Raw genomic sequence first — 15,653 nt, 5'->3', positions numbered from 1 at the left:
TTAGCCGGAAGCCGCACCGCTCGCAACGCCGCCCCTCGCCTGTCGCCGCCGCACATGGCGTGATGTCAGTGTCAGCGCCAGTGCGGCGACGAGGCAGTAGAGCGCCATTGCATAGACCTGCGTCGAATAGGCGACGCCGGCATCGATCAGGTAGCCGGTAAGCCCGGGGCCCAGCGCCGAGGCGAAGACCATCATGGCAACCGTTATGGAACGGATCGAGCCGAGATTTCGCGAACCGTAGATCTCCGGCCAGAGCGCACCGAACAGCGTCGAGCTGAAACCGTAACTGATGCCGAGCAACGCCATGAAACCGAAGGCGGCGGCGGGATGAGTCACCGCGCCAAGCAGCACGCAGGCAAGCCCCAGCGGAATAAGGAAGACGGGCAGCAGGCGCAGGGCGGTCACCTTGTCGACCAGATAACCGGCCAGAAGCGCACAGGTGATCGTCATCGCCGACATGGCCATGAAAGCGGAGGCGAAAAGCTCCATCGACCAGCCGCGAAGCTCGACCAGATAGACCTGGTGGAAGAAGATCGTCGTGCCGATGAAGGGCGGCGCCAGCGTGCCCGCGGACATCACCCAGTAAGCCGGATCGCGCAGCACTTCGGCCCGGGTCCATTGCCGCTGCGGCGCGGCGCGCTCGTCGGTGTGGATGGTGCCACGCGGGATGCGTTCCACCTTGAGAAGCATCATCAGCGCGGGAAGCGCCACGAGAAGCAGTACCCCCACGCCGATCCACCATGCGCCGCGCCAGCCGACGATACCGGACAAGGTCACAAGGACCAGCGGCAGGCTTGCCTCCCCGCACTGGATGCCGAGCGAGGCGACGGAGACCGCGCGGCCGCGCTGCGCATCGTACCAGCGCCCCATCGCGGTCATCGCGACATGGGTCATCATTCCCTGCCCGAACAGCCGCAGGCCATAGAGCACGACAAACAGCATGGCGACCGAGGAAACGCCCGCCATGCCGGCGGAAAACAGCGCCAGCGCCACGACCACGCCCCCGGAGACCACCGCCAGCGGCTGGCTGTCGACCACCTTGCCGACAAAGGTCAGGGACAGCGCGGAGAGCAGCGTCGCCGCCATGTAGAGACCGCCGAATTCGCCATGGCTGAGATTGAACTCCGCGCGCAGGTCGCCCGCCACCAGCGAGATGAAATAGGTCTGCCCGAAGCTGGAGAAGAATGTCAGCAGCAGTCCAGCGAACAGCCAGCGGAGATTGTCCCTGATGAAACTGAAAAACGGCATGGGTTCGTCCTGCGACGTCTTGGCGAACGGTGGGGCGGATGACCGATCCCGCACCACCCCGTCAGGCAGCGCCGGTCCGCACGGGCGGTGCCGGGTAGCGGATCAGGTGCCTTGCCGGTGTCGGTGAAACGTGGGCGGTAGGAAAACCGTGAACCCCCAGCATAGAGAAACGGGCGAAGACGCGAAAGTCGCGGAAATTCCCAAGGAACATATCCCGGGTGCCACGCGGGATGCCGCGCCCGTCGACCCGATCACCGGTGCACGGCCGCCCCAGCCCTGTGCGCCGGAGCCCGCCATGCCATCACCATCAGCCAGACGAGCGCGGCAAGCGCCAGCACGGACAGGGCAACGGCATAGGTGACCACGCCGGCAACGCCGCCATGGTCGAGCGCCAGCGTCACCAGAAGCGGCCCGGCGGCCATCGCGACATTGCTCGGCAGGGAGAGGGTGGCGCTCGCCTGGGCGTAGCGGCTGGCCGAGAAATAGCTGAGCGGCAGCAGGGCCCGGGTCAGCGCGGAAATGCCGGAACCGAAGCCGTAGCAGGCGATGAACAGGAACAGAAGCGATGACCGGCCATCGGCGAACAGCAGGATCAGCGGCGAGCCGACCAGGAGAGCCGCCGCGACAATGCCGGACGTCACCGGTGTCGCGAAGCGCCCGGCGGCCAGATCGACGAGCCTTGCGGAAATGCCAAGCACCGAACGGAGCGAGCCCAGTTGCAGCGCCAGAACCGGCGAGGCACCGGCCATCTGCAGCAGGGCGATCAGCGAGGGCGCCAGCCCTGTTGTCACCAGGCTGAAGACAATGGTGACAAGGGCGATCAGGAAAAAGGCAAGTCGCGACTGGCGCCGCGTCAAGGCAAGCGGCTCCACCGCCGCGGCTGCCGTGCCCTCCGGAGTGACAACCTTGCGCACCGGCAGGGCGAACAGATAGAGCGGGCAGAGCATGACCTGCACGGCAACCGCGACAAGCATCGCGCTGCGCCAGCCGATGGCTTGCTCCAGCAGGCTCCAAAGCGGCCAGGCGACGGCCGCCGACAGGCCGGTGAAGATCATCAACACACCGATCAGGCGCCGCGCGCCCGCGCCCTCTCGCTCCACGACGGCTGTGTTGCAGGGCACGGAGAGGCCGAAAGCGCCGCCGATGCCCATGATTACCCAAGAGATGAAATAGAGCGCCGCCCCCTCGGCCACGCTCATCAGGGCGAGACCCGCCGCCATCGTCGCCGACCCGGTGGCCAGCACCCGCGCCGCGCCATGCCGGTCGAGCAGGCGTCCGGTCCAGGGACCCGCGATGCCGCCGACCAGCATCATCACAGTCAGCCCGCCGAAGGCGAGCGCGTTCGACAGGCCGAGATCGTCGGCTATCAGACGACCGAGCACACCCGGCATGTCGAAGGTGGTGCCCCATCCCACGATCTGGCCGGCGGCAAGGATGGCGACGAGGCGAAACCGGTCGAGGCGCATGGGCCTCCCCTGGCGGCTGGAGAGCGGAAGCCGGAGCGGACGGAAGGAGACGGGGTTTTCCCGTCAGCTCCGGTCGCGGAAGCGGTTGGTGATGGGATAACGGCGGTCGCGACCGAAATTCTTGCGGGTGATCTTGACGCCGGGCGCCGACTGGCGGCGCTTGTATTCGGCAATGTAGAGCAGGTGCTCGATGCGGTGGATCAGCGCCCGGTCGTGGCCGCGCGCCTCGATGTCACCAACCGACATCTCGTTCTCGACAAGGCATTCGAGAATGTCGTCGAGCACCTCGTAGGGCGGCAGCGAATCCTGGTCGGTCTGGTTCTCGCGCAGTTCCGCCGTCGGAACCTTCTTGATGATATTGACCGGGATCACCTCTCCTTGCGGGCCGAGCAGCCCGTCCGGACGATGCTCGTTGCGCCAGGCGGCGAGCCGGTAAACCTGCGTCTTGTAGAGATCCTTGATCGGGTTGAAGCCGCCGTTCATGTCGCCGTAGAGCGTCGCGTAGCCGACCGACATCTCCGACTTGTTGCCGGTCGTCGCGACCATCGCGCCGAACTTGTTGGAGATCGCCATCAGGATGGTGCCGCGCGTGCGCGACTGGATGTTTTCCTCCGTCACCCCGGCTTCCGTGCCGGCGAAGAGCCCGGCGAGCGACGCAGCGAACCCCTCGACCACCGGGGAAATCGCCACCGTGTCGTAGCGCATGCCGAGCGCATCGGCGCAGGCCTGCGCGTCCACGAGGCTTTCGCTCGACGTGTAGCGATAAGGCAGCATCACGCAGTGGACCCGTTCCGGCCCCAGCGCATCTACTGCCATCGCGGCAACGACCGCGCTGTCGATGCCGCCGGACAACCCCAGCACCACGCCCGGGAACCGGTTCTTTTCGACATAGTCGCGAAAGCCCAGCACGCAGGCCTGCCAGCGCGCCGCGTCCATGTCCGGCAGCACCGCCTTCGGGCCACTCTCGCAGGCCCATGTACCATCGCTGTAGCGTTGCCAGTCGGTGATCGCGATCTCGTCGGTGAACTCGCCCATCTGGAAGGCAAGCCTGCGGTCGGCCTGAAGCGCGAAGGATCCCCCGTCGAAGACAAGCTCGTCCTGCCCCCCGACCTGGTTGCAATAGACGAGCGGAAGGTTCGTCTCGACGACGCGGGACACCATCACCTGCAGCCGCACTTCCGGCTTGCCGGCATAAAAGGGAGAGCCGTTCGGCACCAGCAGCAGTTCCGCGCCCGTTTCCGCCAGGCACTCGCAGACTTCGTCGGACCAGGCGTCCTCGCACACGGGAATGCCAAGGCGGATGCCGCGAAAGCCGACCGGCCCGGGCAGCGGACCCGCCTGGAAAACGCGCTTCTCGTCGAATTCGCCGTAGTTCGGCAGATCAACCTTGAAGCGCACGCCCTCGATGCGGCCGCCATCGACAAGCGCAACGGCATTGTGGAGCTTGTCGCCCTCGCGCCAGGGCAACCCGACGATCAACCCCGGCCCGCCATCGGCAGTCTCGCCGGCAAGCTGCTCGAGCGCTGCCCGGCAGGCGGCGACGAAAGCCGGTTTGAGGACGAGATCCTCTGGCGGATACCCGGACAGAAACAGCTCTGAGAAGAGGACCAGGTCTGCACCTGCCTCACAGGCCTGCGCGCGGGCCTTGCGGACCAGCGCCAGGTTTCCGGCGACATCGCCGACCGTGGGATTAAGCTGTGCGACCGCCAGTCTGAGGCGGCCGTCGCGGGCCGGCTGGGATCGGTCGACTGCGGGAGAATCTGTCCGGGGCGTGCTCATGCAAAACGGTTTATCGCGGCCCCGCCGCCTGCGCAATCGACGCGATGCATGGCCGCCGCGCGCCCCGCGCGAGACAGCCCCGGCGACGGGCCGCGCGACACGTCAGATAAAGACGGTTGCCGCATCTTGCCCGCGCGAGGCCCCGCTCCTGGCGATGACGGCAGCCGAGGGCATCGCCGCGGGCTGCGGTGCACGCGGCGCCGGCCGCAAGCCCTCGTCCTTGCGCAGGAACGGACGATGCTCGGTAAGCACCCGCTGCATGCGCTGGTAGAGCATCGCCGGCGAAACGGGCTTGGCCAGGAACTCGTGGATACCAAGATCCAGCGCCCGCAGGATCACCGGCTTGCGCGCATCGGCGCTGACCATGATCACCGGCGTGGTGGCGATCAGCGGATCGGTGTCCGAGCGCAGGATGGACAGGAATTCGGCGCCGTTGAGCGGCGACATCACCCAGTCGCAGATGACGAGGTCCGGCTTGCGGTCCAGCATCATGGCGAGCCCGTCCGAGCCGTCTCCGGCCTCCAGGACGCGACGAACGCCGAAGCCGCTCAGGATCGCCCTGAAGAGGCTGCGCATATGCGAATTGTCGTCGATGACAAGCACCGACAGTTCCGACAGGTCCAGTATCATGCCGTTCGGTCCCCTCCCGATTGGCGCATAGTTCAATATATGCGAAATGCCTCAATATTTCCTTACGTAAGCATCTTTTCGAAATGGCGCGTTTTGTCCCTTCCCTTGTTCCGTGTCCGCTGACGGAACCGCCATACGCCCGGACTGGTTGCCATTTGCTTTCATATCGCTCGCGCCGACGAAAATGTCGCAATCCCCTTCCCGAAACGAAAAGAGGCGACCTTAAAGGCCGCCTCTCGTATCGCATCGGTCCGGTTCAGGTGTCAGGCGATCGCTGCCTCACGCTCGCTGCCGCCACGGGCCTCGCGTTCCTTGCGCACGTTCTCGGCAACAAGGAAGGCCAGTTCGATGGCCTGCTCGGCATTGAGGCGCGGATCGCAATAGGTGTGGTAGCGGTCGGCGAGATCCTCCGCCGTCAGCGCCCGTGCGCCGCCCGTGCATTCGGTGACATTCTTGCCGGTCATCTCCACGTGGATGCCGCCGGCATAGGAGCCTTCCGCCCGGTGCACCGCGAAGAAGGCCTCTACCTCGCGCAGGATGCGGTCGAAGGGCCGGGTCTTGTAGCCGTTGGCCGTGATCGTGTTGCCATGCATCGGATCGCAGGACCACACCACCTTGCGCCCTTCGCGCTCCACCGCGCGCACCAGAGCCGGCAGGTGCTCGAACACCTTGTCGGCGCCGAAGCGGCAGATCAGCGTCAGCCGGCCCGCCTCGTTGGCCGGGTTCAGCGTGTCGATCAACTGCAACAGCTCGTCCGGCTTCAGGCTCGGACCGCATTTCAGCCCGATCGGGTTCTTGATGCCGCGGAAGAACTCGACATGCGCATGGTCCGGCTGACGGGTGCGGTCGCCGATCCATAGCATGTGGCCCGACGTCGCGTACCAGTCGCCCGACGTGCTGTCGACACGGGTCATCGACTGCTCGTAGCCGAGCAGCAGCGCCTCGTGGCTGGTGAAGAAATCGGTCGAACGCAACTGCGGCGCCGTGTCCGGATCGATGCCGCAGGCACGCATGAATTCCAGGCTCTCCGAGATACGGTCGGCGAGCGCCTGGTAGCGGTGGCTCTGCGGGCTGTCCTTGACGAAGGACAGCATCCAGCGGTGCACATGGTCGAGATTGGCGAAACCGCCCTGTGCAAAGGCACGCAAGAGGTTCAGCGTCGCCGCCGACTGGCGGTAGGCCATGATCTGGCGCTGCGGATCCGGCTCGCGGTTGACGGCATCGAACGTGATGTCGTTGACGATGTCGCCCCGGTAGCTCGGCAGTTCGATGTCGCCCTTCTTCTCCATCGGAGAGGAACGCGGCTTTGCGAACTGTCCGGCGATCCGGCCGACCTTCACCACCGGCTGGGCCGAGGCATAGGTGAGCACCACGGCCATCTGCAGGAAGACGCGGAAGAAGTCGCGGATGTGATCCGCGTGGTGCTCGGCGAAGCTCTCGGCGCAATCGCCACCCTGGAGGAGAAACCCGCGTCCTTCGGCGACTTCGGCGAGTTGGGACTTCAGCTTGCGCGCCTCACCTGCAAAAACGAGCGGCGGAAAGTCGGACAGACGGCGCTCCACTTCCGCGAGCGCGTCCGCGTCGCGATACTCGGGCACCTGCACGATCGGCTTCGACCGCCAGCTTTCCGGTGTCCAGTTCTGCGCCATTTTCCCAACTCCGTAAAATCGACCTGCGGCAAGATTCCGTCTCTGCCGGCATCCGCTCCGGTTTCGCGTTTCGTCCATCCCTGTCCGCCCGGACGAAAATTGCGCGGGCGGCAGTGCCGCGCGTTATACACGCGCCCGCCCCACGAGGCCACACCTAACGCGGGCGAGCGCGTTTCCGCCCCTCCCCGTGATCTTGCGCATTGCGTCGTGCCCCGCCCCCTGAAACTCTGGCGGCGGAACCTGAACGGGAAGGCCGCAATGCCGCTTGAACACGATCACACCGCTGCGGCCATCGCCGCCCGTCTCGCGCGCGGCCCCCGCATCAGCTATCTGCGCGACTGGATATATGGCGGCATCGACGGTGCGGTCACCACCTTCGCCATCGTCGCCGGCAGCATCGGCGCCAGTCTCTCGGCCCGGGTGATCCTGATCCTCGGCATCGCCAATCTGATCGCCGACGGCTTCTCGATGGCGGCCGCCAACTATTCCGGCACCAAGGCCGAGCATGACGACTACGAGCGGCTCAGGAAAATGGAGGAGCGCCACATCGATCGCGAGCCGGGCGGCGAAACGGAGGAGATCCGCCAGATCTTCAAGGCCAAGGGATACCGGGGCGAGGAACTGGAACAGATGACCACGCTGATCACGTCGCGCCGCAGCGTCTGGGTGGAGACCATGCTGAGCGAGGAGCACGGCGTATCCAACGGATTGCGCGACCCGCTGAAATCGGCGCTGGCGACCTTTTCCGCCTTCGTCGTATGCGGCGCGGTGCCGCTCGTCCCCTTCGTCGCCGGCCTGCCGGCCTCAGCGGCAACCGCCGCGATCGCCACCGGCATCGTCTTCTTCGCCATCGGCTCGGCCAAGTCGAAATGGTCGACGCAGGGCTGGCTGCGGTCGGGCCTGGAAACCCTTTCGATCGGGCTCGGGGCCGCCGGACTTGCCTGGGCGGCCGGCCACCTGCTCGAAAGGTTCATAGCCTGAGAAGTGAAATTCTTCTTGCACATGCTTCGCGTGCAATTACATTTCCCGACATGCAAGGGTCCCCTCGCCCTCTCGCCGCCTGCCTTTTCAGGCTGTTCCTCGCGGCACTGATTGTCTTGGCCAACTCCGCTCCTGGCGGCGTTGCAATCACGCTTGCATCCTCCGCCTCCGCGCAAGGCCATATGTCCGGGCACGCCCGGCATGCCGATGCCATCTCGCATGCAGGCGGCGGCCATGTCGTCCACAGCGACACCTCCGCACCGACAGATCTCGCCGTGGGCGCTGGGCATGCGGCGGGTATCGACAATTCCAGCCGCGCGGATCACCCGCATGGCGACACACAGGCAGATTGTTGCCTGTCCTTCTGTTTTCCTGCCCTCGCAAGCGAGAGCACGCCCGCCCCCGTGCGAGCGGGCATGAAGCCCGACAGCGACCGGAGTGTACGCACACTCGTCGCAGCGCTTCCTCAGGGCCCGGAACGCCCCCCTCGAGCCTGACCGACCGTTACCGCGTGCCGCCCAGCGCGGCCGCATCTCTGTCATTCTCGAGGAATCCATCATGCTCTCCAGATTTCTGGCGGCCCTTGCGCCGCTGGTGGTGGCCGCTTGCGGCACCGCCCCCTTGCCCGTGCTCACTTACGGGCCAGGGCCCGATAACGCGCAGGCCGCCGTTCTTCACAGCGGCGAAACCTCGGTCGTTTCGCCCTACACCCACCGCCTGCCCGTCGATCCGGGCAACTGGCGCAAGCTCAACGACAGGCAGGCACCGGGCGGAGGTGCATCATGAACCGCCCGCGCACGGCCCGTATGGCGGCCACCATCGCCGGACCGCTCCTGCTTGGCGGCTGCGTCGCAACCGCCTCCACAGACCTTTACGGTCCAGGTGACGCCGGCTTCAGCCAGGTCCTGGGCCAGGTCACACCGGCGACCGGTACCGCGCGCCCCGCGTGGGTGCAAAATGCCGAGCAGGCCCGCATGGTCTCTGATCGCGTCAGCAAGCTGGTGCAAGGCAAGACGATCAGCGCGGAGACTGCCGTCCAGGTGGCGCTGATCAACAATCGCGGGCTCCAGGCCGCCTATTCCGATCTCGGCATCAGCGCAGCGGATGCGTGGCAGCAGACCCTGCTGCCGAACCCGACGGTCTCGGTCGGGCTGCTCGGCATCGGCCAGCCCGGGCTCGTCGCCTTCCGCACAGTAGAAGGCCTCGTCGCCAGCAACATTCTTGCGCTTGCAACACACCCGAGGCGCAGCGCCATCGCCGAAACCCGTTTCCGCCAGGCCCAGATGCAGGCAGCCGGAGAAACCTTGCGCGTCGCGGCGGAAACCAGGCAGGCGTGGATCGAGGCGGTGGCCGCCTTCGAAGCCGTCGCCTCTCTGAACCAGGCACGCCAGGCCGCCGACGCAGCCTCGGAACTGGCCGAAAAACTCGGCCAGAGCGGTGCCATGCCGAAGGCCGCACAAGCACGCGAGCATGCCTTCTACGCCGAACTCACCGGCCAAATCGCCGAGGCCAGGCTCGCTGCGAAGCTCGCCAAGGAAAAGCTGTCCCGTTCGATGGGACTCTGGGGCCCGGACATGAAGTTCTTCGTGCCCGACGCCCTGCCGGCCCTGCCGGTACGGCTGATGAAAAAGGAGCATGTGGAACGCGAAGCCCTGCAACGGCGCACCGACCTGCTGATGGCCAGGATCGAGCTGGAGGCGACAGCGCGCGAGCTCGGTCTGACCAAGGCGACCCGCTACGTCACCGATCTCGGTCTCGTTGCCGGCGTCGAGACGGAGCGGGAACTGGAGGACGGTCAGATCCAGACCAAAGGCACCGCTCAGCTGGAGCTGGACGTTGCCATCCCGATCTTCGACAGCGGCGCCGCCAGGATGAAGAAGGCGGAGTTCACCTACATGCGGGCTGCCAACCGGCTTGCCGAACGGGCCATCAACATCCGCTCGGAGGCACGCTCAGCCTATCTCGCCTACAGGGCCTCGCACGAGATCGCCCGCCACTACCGCAACTCGGTCGTGCCCCTTCGCACCCGCGTCGAGGAGGAATCCCTCCTTACCTACAACGGGATGATCACCAACACGTTCGAACTGCTCGCCGACACAAGGGCGCGCATCGGGACCGTGCTGCTGGCGGCACGGGCCAAGCGTGACTTCTGGCTTGCCGAAGCAGGTCTTGCCGCCACGATCCATGGCGGCGGGGCCCCTTCATCCATCGAAGGCGGCGGCGGCGCGACCACAGTCGCCGATGCCAGCGGCGGTCACTGAAAAACGGAGCAGACAATGCTGAACAGACGACAGATCCTCGGAGCCGGAGCGGCAGGTGCTGCCCTGGTCTCCTCCACCGCCTGGTCGAAGACCTCCAACATGGGCCTGCCCGAGGCGGTCACGATGGACAATCCCCGGACACAGGCCCCGCTCATGCCAACGTCCGGTCCCGACTACAACCCCGTTGTCACCTTGAACGGCTGGACCCTGCCATCCCGGATGAACAACGGCGTTAAGGAGTTCCATCTGGTCGCAGAGCCAGTCGAGCGGGAGATGGCCGACGGCATGACCGCCTTTCTGTGGGGCTATAACGGCCAGTCGATCGGACCGACCATCGAGGCGGTCGAAGGCGACCGGGTCCGCATCTATGTGACGAACCGCTTGCCCGAGCACACGTCCGTGCACTGGCACGGTCTGATCCTTCCCTCTGGCATGGACGGCGTCGGCGGCCTGTCCCATCCCGGCATCCCGCCGGGCAAGACCTTCGTCTACGAGTTCGACCTCGTGAAGAGCGGCACCTTCATGTACCACCCGCATGCCGACGAGATGGTGCAGATGGCGATGGGCATGATGGGCTTCTTCATTGTGCACCCGAAGGATCCCGCTTTCATGCGCGTCGATCGCGATTTCCTGATCATGCTCAACGCCTATGACATCGATCCCGGCTCCTACGTGCCGAAGATCATGACCATGACCGACTTCAACCTGTGGACGTGGAACAGCCGGATCTTTCCGGATATAGACCCGCTGGTCGTCTCCCAGGGCGACCGGGTGCGGGTCAGGGTCGGCAACCTGACCATGACCAACCACCCCATCCACATGCATGGCTACGACTTCGAGGTCACCTGTACGGATGGAGGCTGGGTGCCTGAAACCGCCCGCTGGCCTGAGGTCTCGATCGACATCCCCGTCGGCGCCATGCGCGCTTACGAGTTCGACGCCGTCCATCCCGGCGACTGGGCCATCCACTGCCATAAGTCGCATCACACGATGAACGCGATGGGCCACGACGTGCCGACCTTCATCGGTGTCGACAAAACGGCGCTTGCCGCGAAGATCCGCAACCTGCAGCCCGAATACATGCCGATGGGAACCGCCGGTATGGCCGACATGGGCGAGATGGAAATGCCGCTTCCCGACAACACCATCCCCATGATGGGCGGTTGGGGGCCTCACGGCCCGTTGGAAATGGGTGGCATGTTCTCGGTGGTGAAGGTTCGCGCGGGAATTCAGGCCGGCGACTACGCAGACCCCGGCTGGTACGAAAATCCGCCGGGCACGCAGGCCTGGGAATGGACCGGCGAGTTGCCGGACTTCGCCCGCGCTACCGACGCCTCCACCACCCTCACCGATGCTCCGCGGCCAGCGCCAGTCGCTCCGCACAAGCATGGCGGCTAATGCCGCACGATACCCCCGAAACAGAAAGGACAGCCAGATCATGAAACACGCTTCAAGGACACTCGCCGCAGCCCTTTGCGCCCTCGGCCTTGGCATGGGTGACGCGCTTGCCGCCGGCACCCATGCGGGCGGACACGGAGACGAAATGGCCGCGGGCAGCCCCGGCAAGGCATCCGCCGCAACACGCACCATCGGCATAGCCCTGAAGGAAACCGACGAGGGCATGGCGATCGAACCGGCCTCGCTGCAGGTAAAGCAGGGCGAGACCATCCGCTTCCAGGTCACCAACATCGGAGAGATCGAGCACGAGTTTGTCGTCGACACGCATGTTCGGAACCAGGAACACAAGAAAATCATGGCCAAGTTCCCCGACATGGAACACGACGATCCCAACTCCGTCCGGCTGGATGCCGGAGAACAGGGCGAAGTGGTCTGGACCTTCAGCAATGCCGGCACGTTCGAGTTCGCCTGCCTGATCCCGGGACACTACGAGTCCGGCATGCACGGCGACATCAGCGTCGGTCGCAAATGACCCGCGCGCGACAGCATCCCTCACAGGAGACCAGGATGATCAGGATGAAACTCGCAACGCCCCTTATTGCCGCCCTTCTTGCCTTCGCCGTCGTGCCCGCGGCCATCGCCGCCGAGTACACCAAGGGCGTCGTCAAGAAGGTCGACCTGCGCGCCGGCAAGGTCACCGTCATTCACGAGGAACTGAAGAATCTCGACATGCCGGCCATGACCATGGTGTTCCGCACCGCCGACGACGCCATGCTGGAGACATTGAAGGAAGGGGCGGAGATCGAGTTCGTTGCCGACCGGGTCGCTGGCAAGCTGACGATCATCGAACTGAAGTAGACGCGCGGTGCCGGGGCGGTGGAGATGCCGTCCCGGCCGCCTCAAGTCGGCATGTGCTCCACGCCGGCTTTCGCTAGATGCCGATCGAAAAGGGCAAGCAGTTCGGGATCGATCTGTTGTGCACGCGGATAGCGCGGCGCGGCGCGGTCGGCCAGCATCGGCGCGTGCCAGCCATCGGTGGTTTCGATGAAGTGACGTACCCCCTCTTCCCCCCAGAAGTCGTAAAATCCCGCCATCACGCAGTCGACATAGCTTTGCAGGATCGGATGGTTCTCGTCGCCCCAGCGGCGGATTTTCGCATCCGCCTCGTACAGGAACGCCGCCTCCGGAACCGACTGGCCATCGCCATCGCAGCGAAACTGCGACCCGATCCCGTCGACCCGCAAGTAGCGCCGTTCCCGCTGGTCCAGCACGGCCAGGCGATCGGCCGGCTCGTGCACCATCACGCCGCGAATGGCCGAATTCGGCTTCCGGAACACGGTCAGCGTACACACCGACATGAGCATGTTGGTCTTGTCATGCGGCCACCAGGCCCGCCATTCGCGGCGCCAGCCATGCAGCATTCCGGCAACCGCGGACGCGTCCGGGCCAAGCGTGCGCGTGTTGACGAGCGAGCCGTAGCCGAAATAGGTGATATGCGTCATTGCCAACTGTCCCCCGCCGGAAACGCCGCCATTCGCCCCCGAACCGCGCATCCGCTACCCTGCCGCTTAATTGCCTAAAGGATCATCACCGCCATGACCAGCACCGAAAACTTGCAATCCGACCCCTGGAACGCGGCGGACACCGACAGGTTGCGTGCCGACACGCCGGCTTGCGCGCGGCTCGTGCACTTCAACAATGCGGGCGCGAGCCTGCCGCCCGCCCCCGTTCTCAAGGCGGTGAAGGACCATCTCGACCTGGAATCGGAAATCGGCGGATACGAGGCCGCCGACCGGGCGGAGACAGCGGTTGCGGATTTCTATCCTGCAATTGCCGCGCTGATCGGCGCGCATCCCCACGAGATCGCCTTCATCGAGAACGCCACCCGCGCCTGGGACATGGCCTTCTATTCCGTGCCCTTCCGCCCCGGCGACCGGGTGATAACGGGGCGTGCGGAATACGTCTCCAACTACGTCGCGCTGCTGCAGATGAAGGCGCGCGCCGGCATCGAGATCGACCTTGTCGACGACGACGAAAGCGGCCAGATCGACCTGAAGGCGCTCGAAGCCGCGATCACGCCGAGGACCCGGCTGATCGCGCTGACCCATGTTCCGACCTTCGGCGGGCTGGTCAATCCGGCCGAGGAAGTCGGCGCCATCGCGCGGCGTCACGGCATTCTCTACCTGCTCGATGCCTGCCAGTCGGCCGGCCAGATTGCCCTCGATGTTGCCCGCATCGGTTGTCACATGCTGTCGGGGACGGGGCGCAAATACCTGCGCGGGCCGCGCGGCACCGGGTTCCTCTATGTCTGCGACGAGGTCCTAGAGCAACTCGAGCCCGCCTTTGTCGACCTGGAATCCACCCAGTGGCTCGATGCCGAGAGCTATCGTCTTGTCGACGGGGCGAGGCGGTTCGAGAACTGGGAGCGCTTCTTTGCCGGCCAGATCGGCCTTGCCCGCGCTGCGCGCTATGCGCTCGACATCGGGCCAGCCAGGTTGGAGGCACGCATCTCGGGGCTGGCGGCATTGCTGCGCGAAGAGCTTGCGAAACTGCCCGGTGCCGCCGTTCACGACCGCGGCACGCATCGCTGCGGCATCGTCACGCTGACGGTGGAGGGAGAGGATCCTGCGCAAACGAAGGCGCGACTTTCCGCCCACGGCATCAACACATCGGTCTCCACCGCCTCCTCCGCCCGCATCGATCTGCCCCGCCGTGGCCTCGACGCACTGCTGCGGGCCTCGCTCCATGCCTACAACACGGAAGAGGACATCGAGACCTTCCTGAAGGCCGTTCGGGATCGGTAGAACCGGGGAGATCGACGCACCGGCCGGGCGGCGAAACAGGCGCCGCCCGAAACGTCAGGCGGTGACCCGCTCGGTCGGCTCGCGCATGGTGACGAGTTCTTCCGCCGCCGTCGGATGCACGGCCATGGTGGCGTCGAAATCCGCCTTGGTGGCGCCCATGCGCAAGGCAATGCCCAGCACCTGCGCCAGTTCACCGGCATCGTGCCCGAGAATGTGCACGCCGAGCACCTTGTCGCTCTCCGGCTCGACGAGGATCTTCATCAGCATCTTCTCGTCGCGACCTGAAAGCGTGTGCTTCATCGGCCGGAATTGCGAGCGATAGACGTCGACGGCGCCATGCGCGGCCAGCGCCTCGGCCTGTGTCAGGCCGACGGTGCCGATCTCGGGCTGCGAGAATACCGCCGTCGGGATCATCGAATGGTCGGCGCTCCAGCTCTTGCCGCCAAACTCGGTGTCGGCGAAGGCGTGGCCCTCGCGGATGGCCACGGGTGTCAGGTTGACCCGGTCGGTGACATCGCCGACGGCGAAGATCGAGGGCACGCTCGTGCGCGACTGCTCATCGACCATGATCGCGCCGGAGGGTGAAAGCTCGACACCGGCCGCATCGAGGCCGAGACCGGCGGTGTTCGGGCGACGGCCGATGGCGAACATGATCTTGTCCGCGACCAGCGCCTCGCCCTTGCGGGTGTGGCCGACCAACTCCGCACCGTTCTTCTCAATCGAGGTGAAGACATCCCCGCAAATGACTCGGATGCCTTTCTTTTCCATCTCTTCATGCAGCGCCTTGCGCAGGTCGTCATCGAAGCCGCGCAGGATCTCCTCGCCGCGATAGATGAGCGTCGTCTCGGCGCCGAGGCCGGCGAAGATGCCGGCGAATTCGACGGCGATGTAACCGCCGCCAGCCACGATCACCCGCTTGGGCAGGTCGGACAGATGGAACGCCTCGTTCGAGGTGATGACGTGCTCGCCGCCCTCAAGGCCGGCATCCACATTGGGCGTGGCGCCGACCGCGATCAGGATCTTCGCCGCGCGAATGCGGCGGCCGTCCGAGAGAAGATGCACCGTATGGGCGTCTTCCAGCACGGCGCGGCTGTCGAACATCTCGACGCCGGCCCGCTCCAGGTTGCGGCGATAGACGCCTTCGAGCCGGGTGATCTCCCGGTCCTTGGCGTCGATCAGCCGTTCCCAGTCGAAGCGGCTCTCGCCGACCTGCCAGCCAAAGCCCGCCGCGTCCTCGAATTCCTCCGAAAAGCGCGAGGCATAGACGAAGAGTTTCTTCGGCACGCAGCCGCGGATGACGCAGGTACCGCCATAGCGGTACTCCTCGGCAATGCCGACGCGCGCGCCGTGCCCGGCGGCGATGCGCGCCGCACGCACGCCGCCCGATCCGCCACCGATGACGAACAGGTCAAACTCGAAATCGCTCATGCCTCGCCC

General features: G+C 65.7%; 14 protein-coding genes. 7 read left to right on the top strand and 7 right to left on the bottom strand.

Features of this window, described 5'->3' with window-relative positions; translation table 11 throughout:
- The 5 genes from RBB46_RS09755 to RBB46_RS09735 form a co-directional block, all read right to left on the bottom strand.
- Positions 1 to 1,248 carry an MFS transporter gene (locus RBB46_RS09755; RefSeq protein WP_306028788.1) on the bottom strand — a complete coding sequence of 416 codons (1,248 nt, stop codon included), beginning with the start codon at positions 1,246 to 1,248 and terminating at the stop codon, positions 1 to 3.
- 251 nt (positions 1,249 to 1,499) lie between these two features.
- Positions 1,500 to 2,714, bottom strand: coding sequence for an MFS transporter (locus tag RBB46_RS09750; RefSeq protein ID WP_306028786.1), 1,215 nt, complete (start codon positions 2,712 to 2,714; stop codon positions 1,500 to 1,502).
- 63 nt (positions 2,715 to 2,777) lie between these two features.
- Entirely contained in the window at positions 2,778 to 4,493 is a 1,716-nt protein-coding gene (locus tag RBB46_RS09745) for an NAD+ synthase (RefSeq protein ID WP_306028785.1), read from the bottom strand.
- A gap of 102 nt (positions 4,494 to 4,595) precedes the next feature.
- The gene (locus tag RBB46_RS09740; RefSeq protein WP_306028784.1) at positions 4,596 to 5,123 is read right to left on the bottom strand and encodes a response regulator; all 528 of its coding nucleotides are present in this window, start codon (positions 5,121 to 5,123) and stop codon (positions 4,596 to 4,598) included.
- 263 nt (positions 5,124 to 5,386) lie between these two features.
- A complete protein-coding gene (locus RBB46_RS09735) occupies positions 5,387 to 6,772 on the bottom strand; it encodes a class II 3-deoxy-7-phosphoheptulonate synthase (protein WP_306028783.1) in 1,386 nt (461 codons plus the stop codon).
- A gap of 258 nt (positions 6,773 to 7,030) precedes the next feature.
- On the opposite strand from RBB46_RS09735, the gene RBB46_RS09730 reads away from it, so the two are divergent.
- The 6 genes from RBB46_RS09730 (at position 7,031) to RBB46_RS09705 (ending at position 12,270) form a co-directional block, all read left to right on the top strand.
- Complete coding sequence (locus tag RBB46_RS09730; protein WP_306028782.1) at positions 7,031 to 7,753, top strand: VIT1/CCC1 transporter family protein; 723 nt, start codon at positions 7,031 to 7,033, stop codon at positions 7,751 to 7,753.
- Between the two features lie 558 nt (positions 7,754 to 8,311).
- Positions 8,312 to 8,539 carry a hypothetical protein gene (locus RBB46_RS09725; RefSeq protein WP_306028781.1) on the top strand — a complete coding sequence of 76 codons (228 nt, stop codon included), beginning with the start codon at positions 8,312 to 8,314 and terminating at the stop codon, positions 8,537 to 8,539.
- Complete coding sequence (locus RBB46_RS09720) at positions 8,536 to 10,014, top strand: TolC family protein (protein WP_306028780.1); 1,479 nt, start codon at positions 8,536 to 8,538, stop codon at positions 10,012 to 10,014. Before RBB46_RS09725 ends, RBB46_RS09720 begins: the two co-directional genes overlap by 4 nt.
- 15 nt (positions 10,015 to 10,029) lie before the next feature.
- Complete coding sequence (locus RBB46_RS09715; protein WP_306028779.1) at positions 10,030 to 11,412, top strand: multicopper oxidase family protein; 1,383 nt, start codon at positions 10,030 to 10,032, stop codon at positions 11,410 to 11,412.
- 94 nt (positions 11,413 to 11,506) lie between these two features.
- Entirely contained in the window at positions 11,507 to 11,944 is a 438-nt protein-coding gene (locus RBB46_RS09710; protein WP_306028931.1) for a cupredoxin family protein, read from the top strand.
- A 44-nt stretch (positions 11,945 to 11,988) separates the two neighbouring features.
- Complete coding sequence (locus RBB46_RS09705) at positions 11,989 to 12,270, top strand: copper-binding protein (protein ID WP_306028930.1); 282 nt, start codon at positions 11,989 to 11,991, stop codon at positions 12,268 to 12,270.
- A gap of 41 nt (positions 12,271 to 12,311) precedes the next feature.
- Here RBB46_RS09705 and RBB46_RS09700 read toward each other — a convergent pair whose 3' ends face one another.
- On the bottom strand, positions 12,312 to 12,914 hold the full coding sequence (locus RBB46_RS09700) for a gamma-glutamylcyclotransferase family protein (RefSeq protein WP_306028778.1): 603 nt from the start codon (positions 12,912 to 12,914) through the stop codon (positions 12,312 to 12,314).
- 93 nt (positions 12,915 to 13,007) lie between these two features.
- Between RBB46_RS09700 and RBB46_RS09695 the strand changes: the two genes are divergently transcribed.
- Positions 13,008 to 14,216, top strand: a complete 1,209-nt coding sequence (locus tag RBB46_RS09695; protein WP_306028777.1) for an aminotransferase class V-fold PLP-dependent enzyme — start codon at positions 13,008 to 13,010, stop codon at positions 14,214 to 14,216.
- Positions 14,217 to 14,270: 54 nt separating this feature from the next.
- On the opposite strand, the gene gor is transcribed toward RBB46_RS09695, so the two are convergent.
- On the bottom strand, positions 14,271 to 15,644 hold the full coding sequence (gor, locus tag RBB46_RS09690) for a glutathione-disulfide reductase (RefSeq protein ID WP_306028776.1): 1,374 nt from the start codon (positions 15,642 to 15,644) through the stop codon (positions 14,271 to 14,273).
- Between the last annotated feature and the right edge of the window lie 9 nt (positions 15,645 to 15,653).

It is taken from the genome of Stappia sp. MMSF_3263, from assembly GCF_030733745.1.
Lineage (GTDB): Bacteria > Pseudomonadota > Alphaproteobacteria > Rhizobiales > Stappiaceae > Stappia.
This window is presented reverse-complemented; position numbering and strand designations above follow the sequence as displayed.

Excerpts from the sequence above, each read along its gene's own strand:
- RBB46_RS09755 (WP_306028788.1), bottom strand. The coding sequence starts at position 1,248 with ATGCCGTTTTTCAGTTTCATCAGGGACAATCTCCGCTGGCTGTTCGCT.
- RBB46_RS09750 (WP_306028786.1), bottom strand. The coding sequence starts at position 2,714 with ATGCGCCTCGACCGGTTTCGCCTCGTCGCCATCCTTGCCGCCGGCCAG.
- RBB46_RS09745 (WP_306028785.1), bottom strand. The coding sequence starts at position 4,493 with ATGAGCACGCCCCGGACAGATTCTCCCGCAGTCGACCGATCCCAGCCG.
- RBB46_RS09740 (WP_306028784.1), bottom strand. The coding sequence starts at position 5,123 with ATGATACTGGACCTGTCGGAACTGTCGGTGCTTGTCATCGACGACAAT.
- RBB46_RS09735 (WP_306028783.1), bottom strand. The coding sequence starts at position 6,772 with ATGGCGCAGAACTGGACACCGGAAAGCTGGCGGTCGAAGCCGATCGTG.
- RBB46_RS09730 (WP_306028782.1), top strand. The coding sequence starts at position 7,031 with ATGCCGCTTGAACACGATCACACCGCTGCGGCCATCGCCGCCCGTCTC.
- RBB46_RS09725 (WP_306028781.1), top strand. The coding sequence starts at position 8,312 with ATGCTCTCCAGATTTCTGGCGGCCCTTGCGCCGCTGGTGGTGGCCGCT.
- RBB46_RS09720 (WP_306028780.1), top strand. The coding sequence starts at position 8,536 with ATGAACCGCCCGCGCACGGCCCGTATGGCGGCCACCATCGCCGGACCG.
- RBB46_RS09715 (WP_306028779.1), top strand. The coding sequence starts at position 10,030 with ATGCTGAACAGACGACAGATCCTCGGAGCCGGAGCGGCAGGTGCTGCC.
- RBB46_RS09710 (WP_306028931.1), top strand. The coding sequence starts at position 11,507 with ATGGGTGACGCGCTTGCCGCCGGCACCCATGCGGGCGGACACGGAGAC.
- RBB46_RS09705 (WP_306028930.1), top strand. The coding sequence starts at position 11,989 with ATGAAACTCGCAACGCCCCTTATTGCCGCCCTTCTTGCCTTCGCCGTC.
- RBB46_RS09700 (WP_306028778.1), bottom strand. The coding sequence starts at position 12,914 with ATGACGCATATCACCTATTTCGGCTACGGCTCGCTCGTCAACACGCGC.
- RBB46_RS09695 (WP_306028777.1), top strand. The coding sequence starts at position 13,008 with ATGACCAGCACCGAAAACTTGCAATCCGACCCCTGGAACGCGGCGGAC.
- gor (WP_306028776.1), bottom strand. The coding sequence starts at position 15,644 with ATGAGCGATTTCGAGTTTGACCTGTTCGTCATCGGTGGCGGATCGGGC.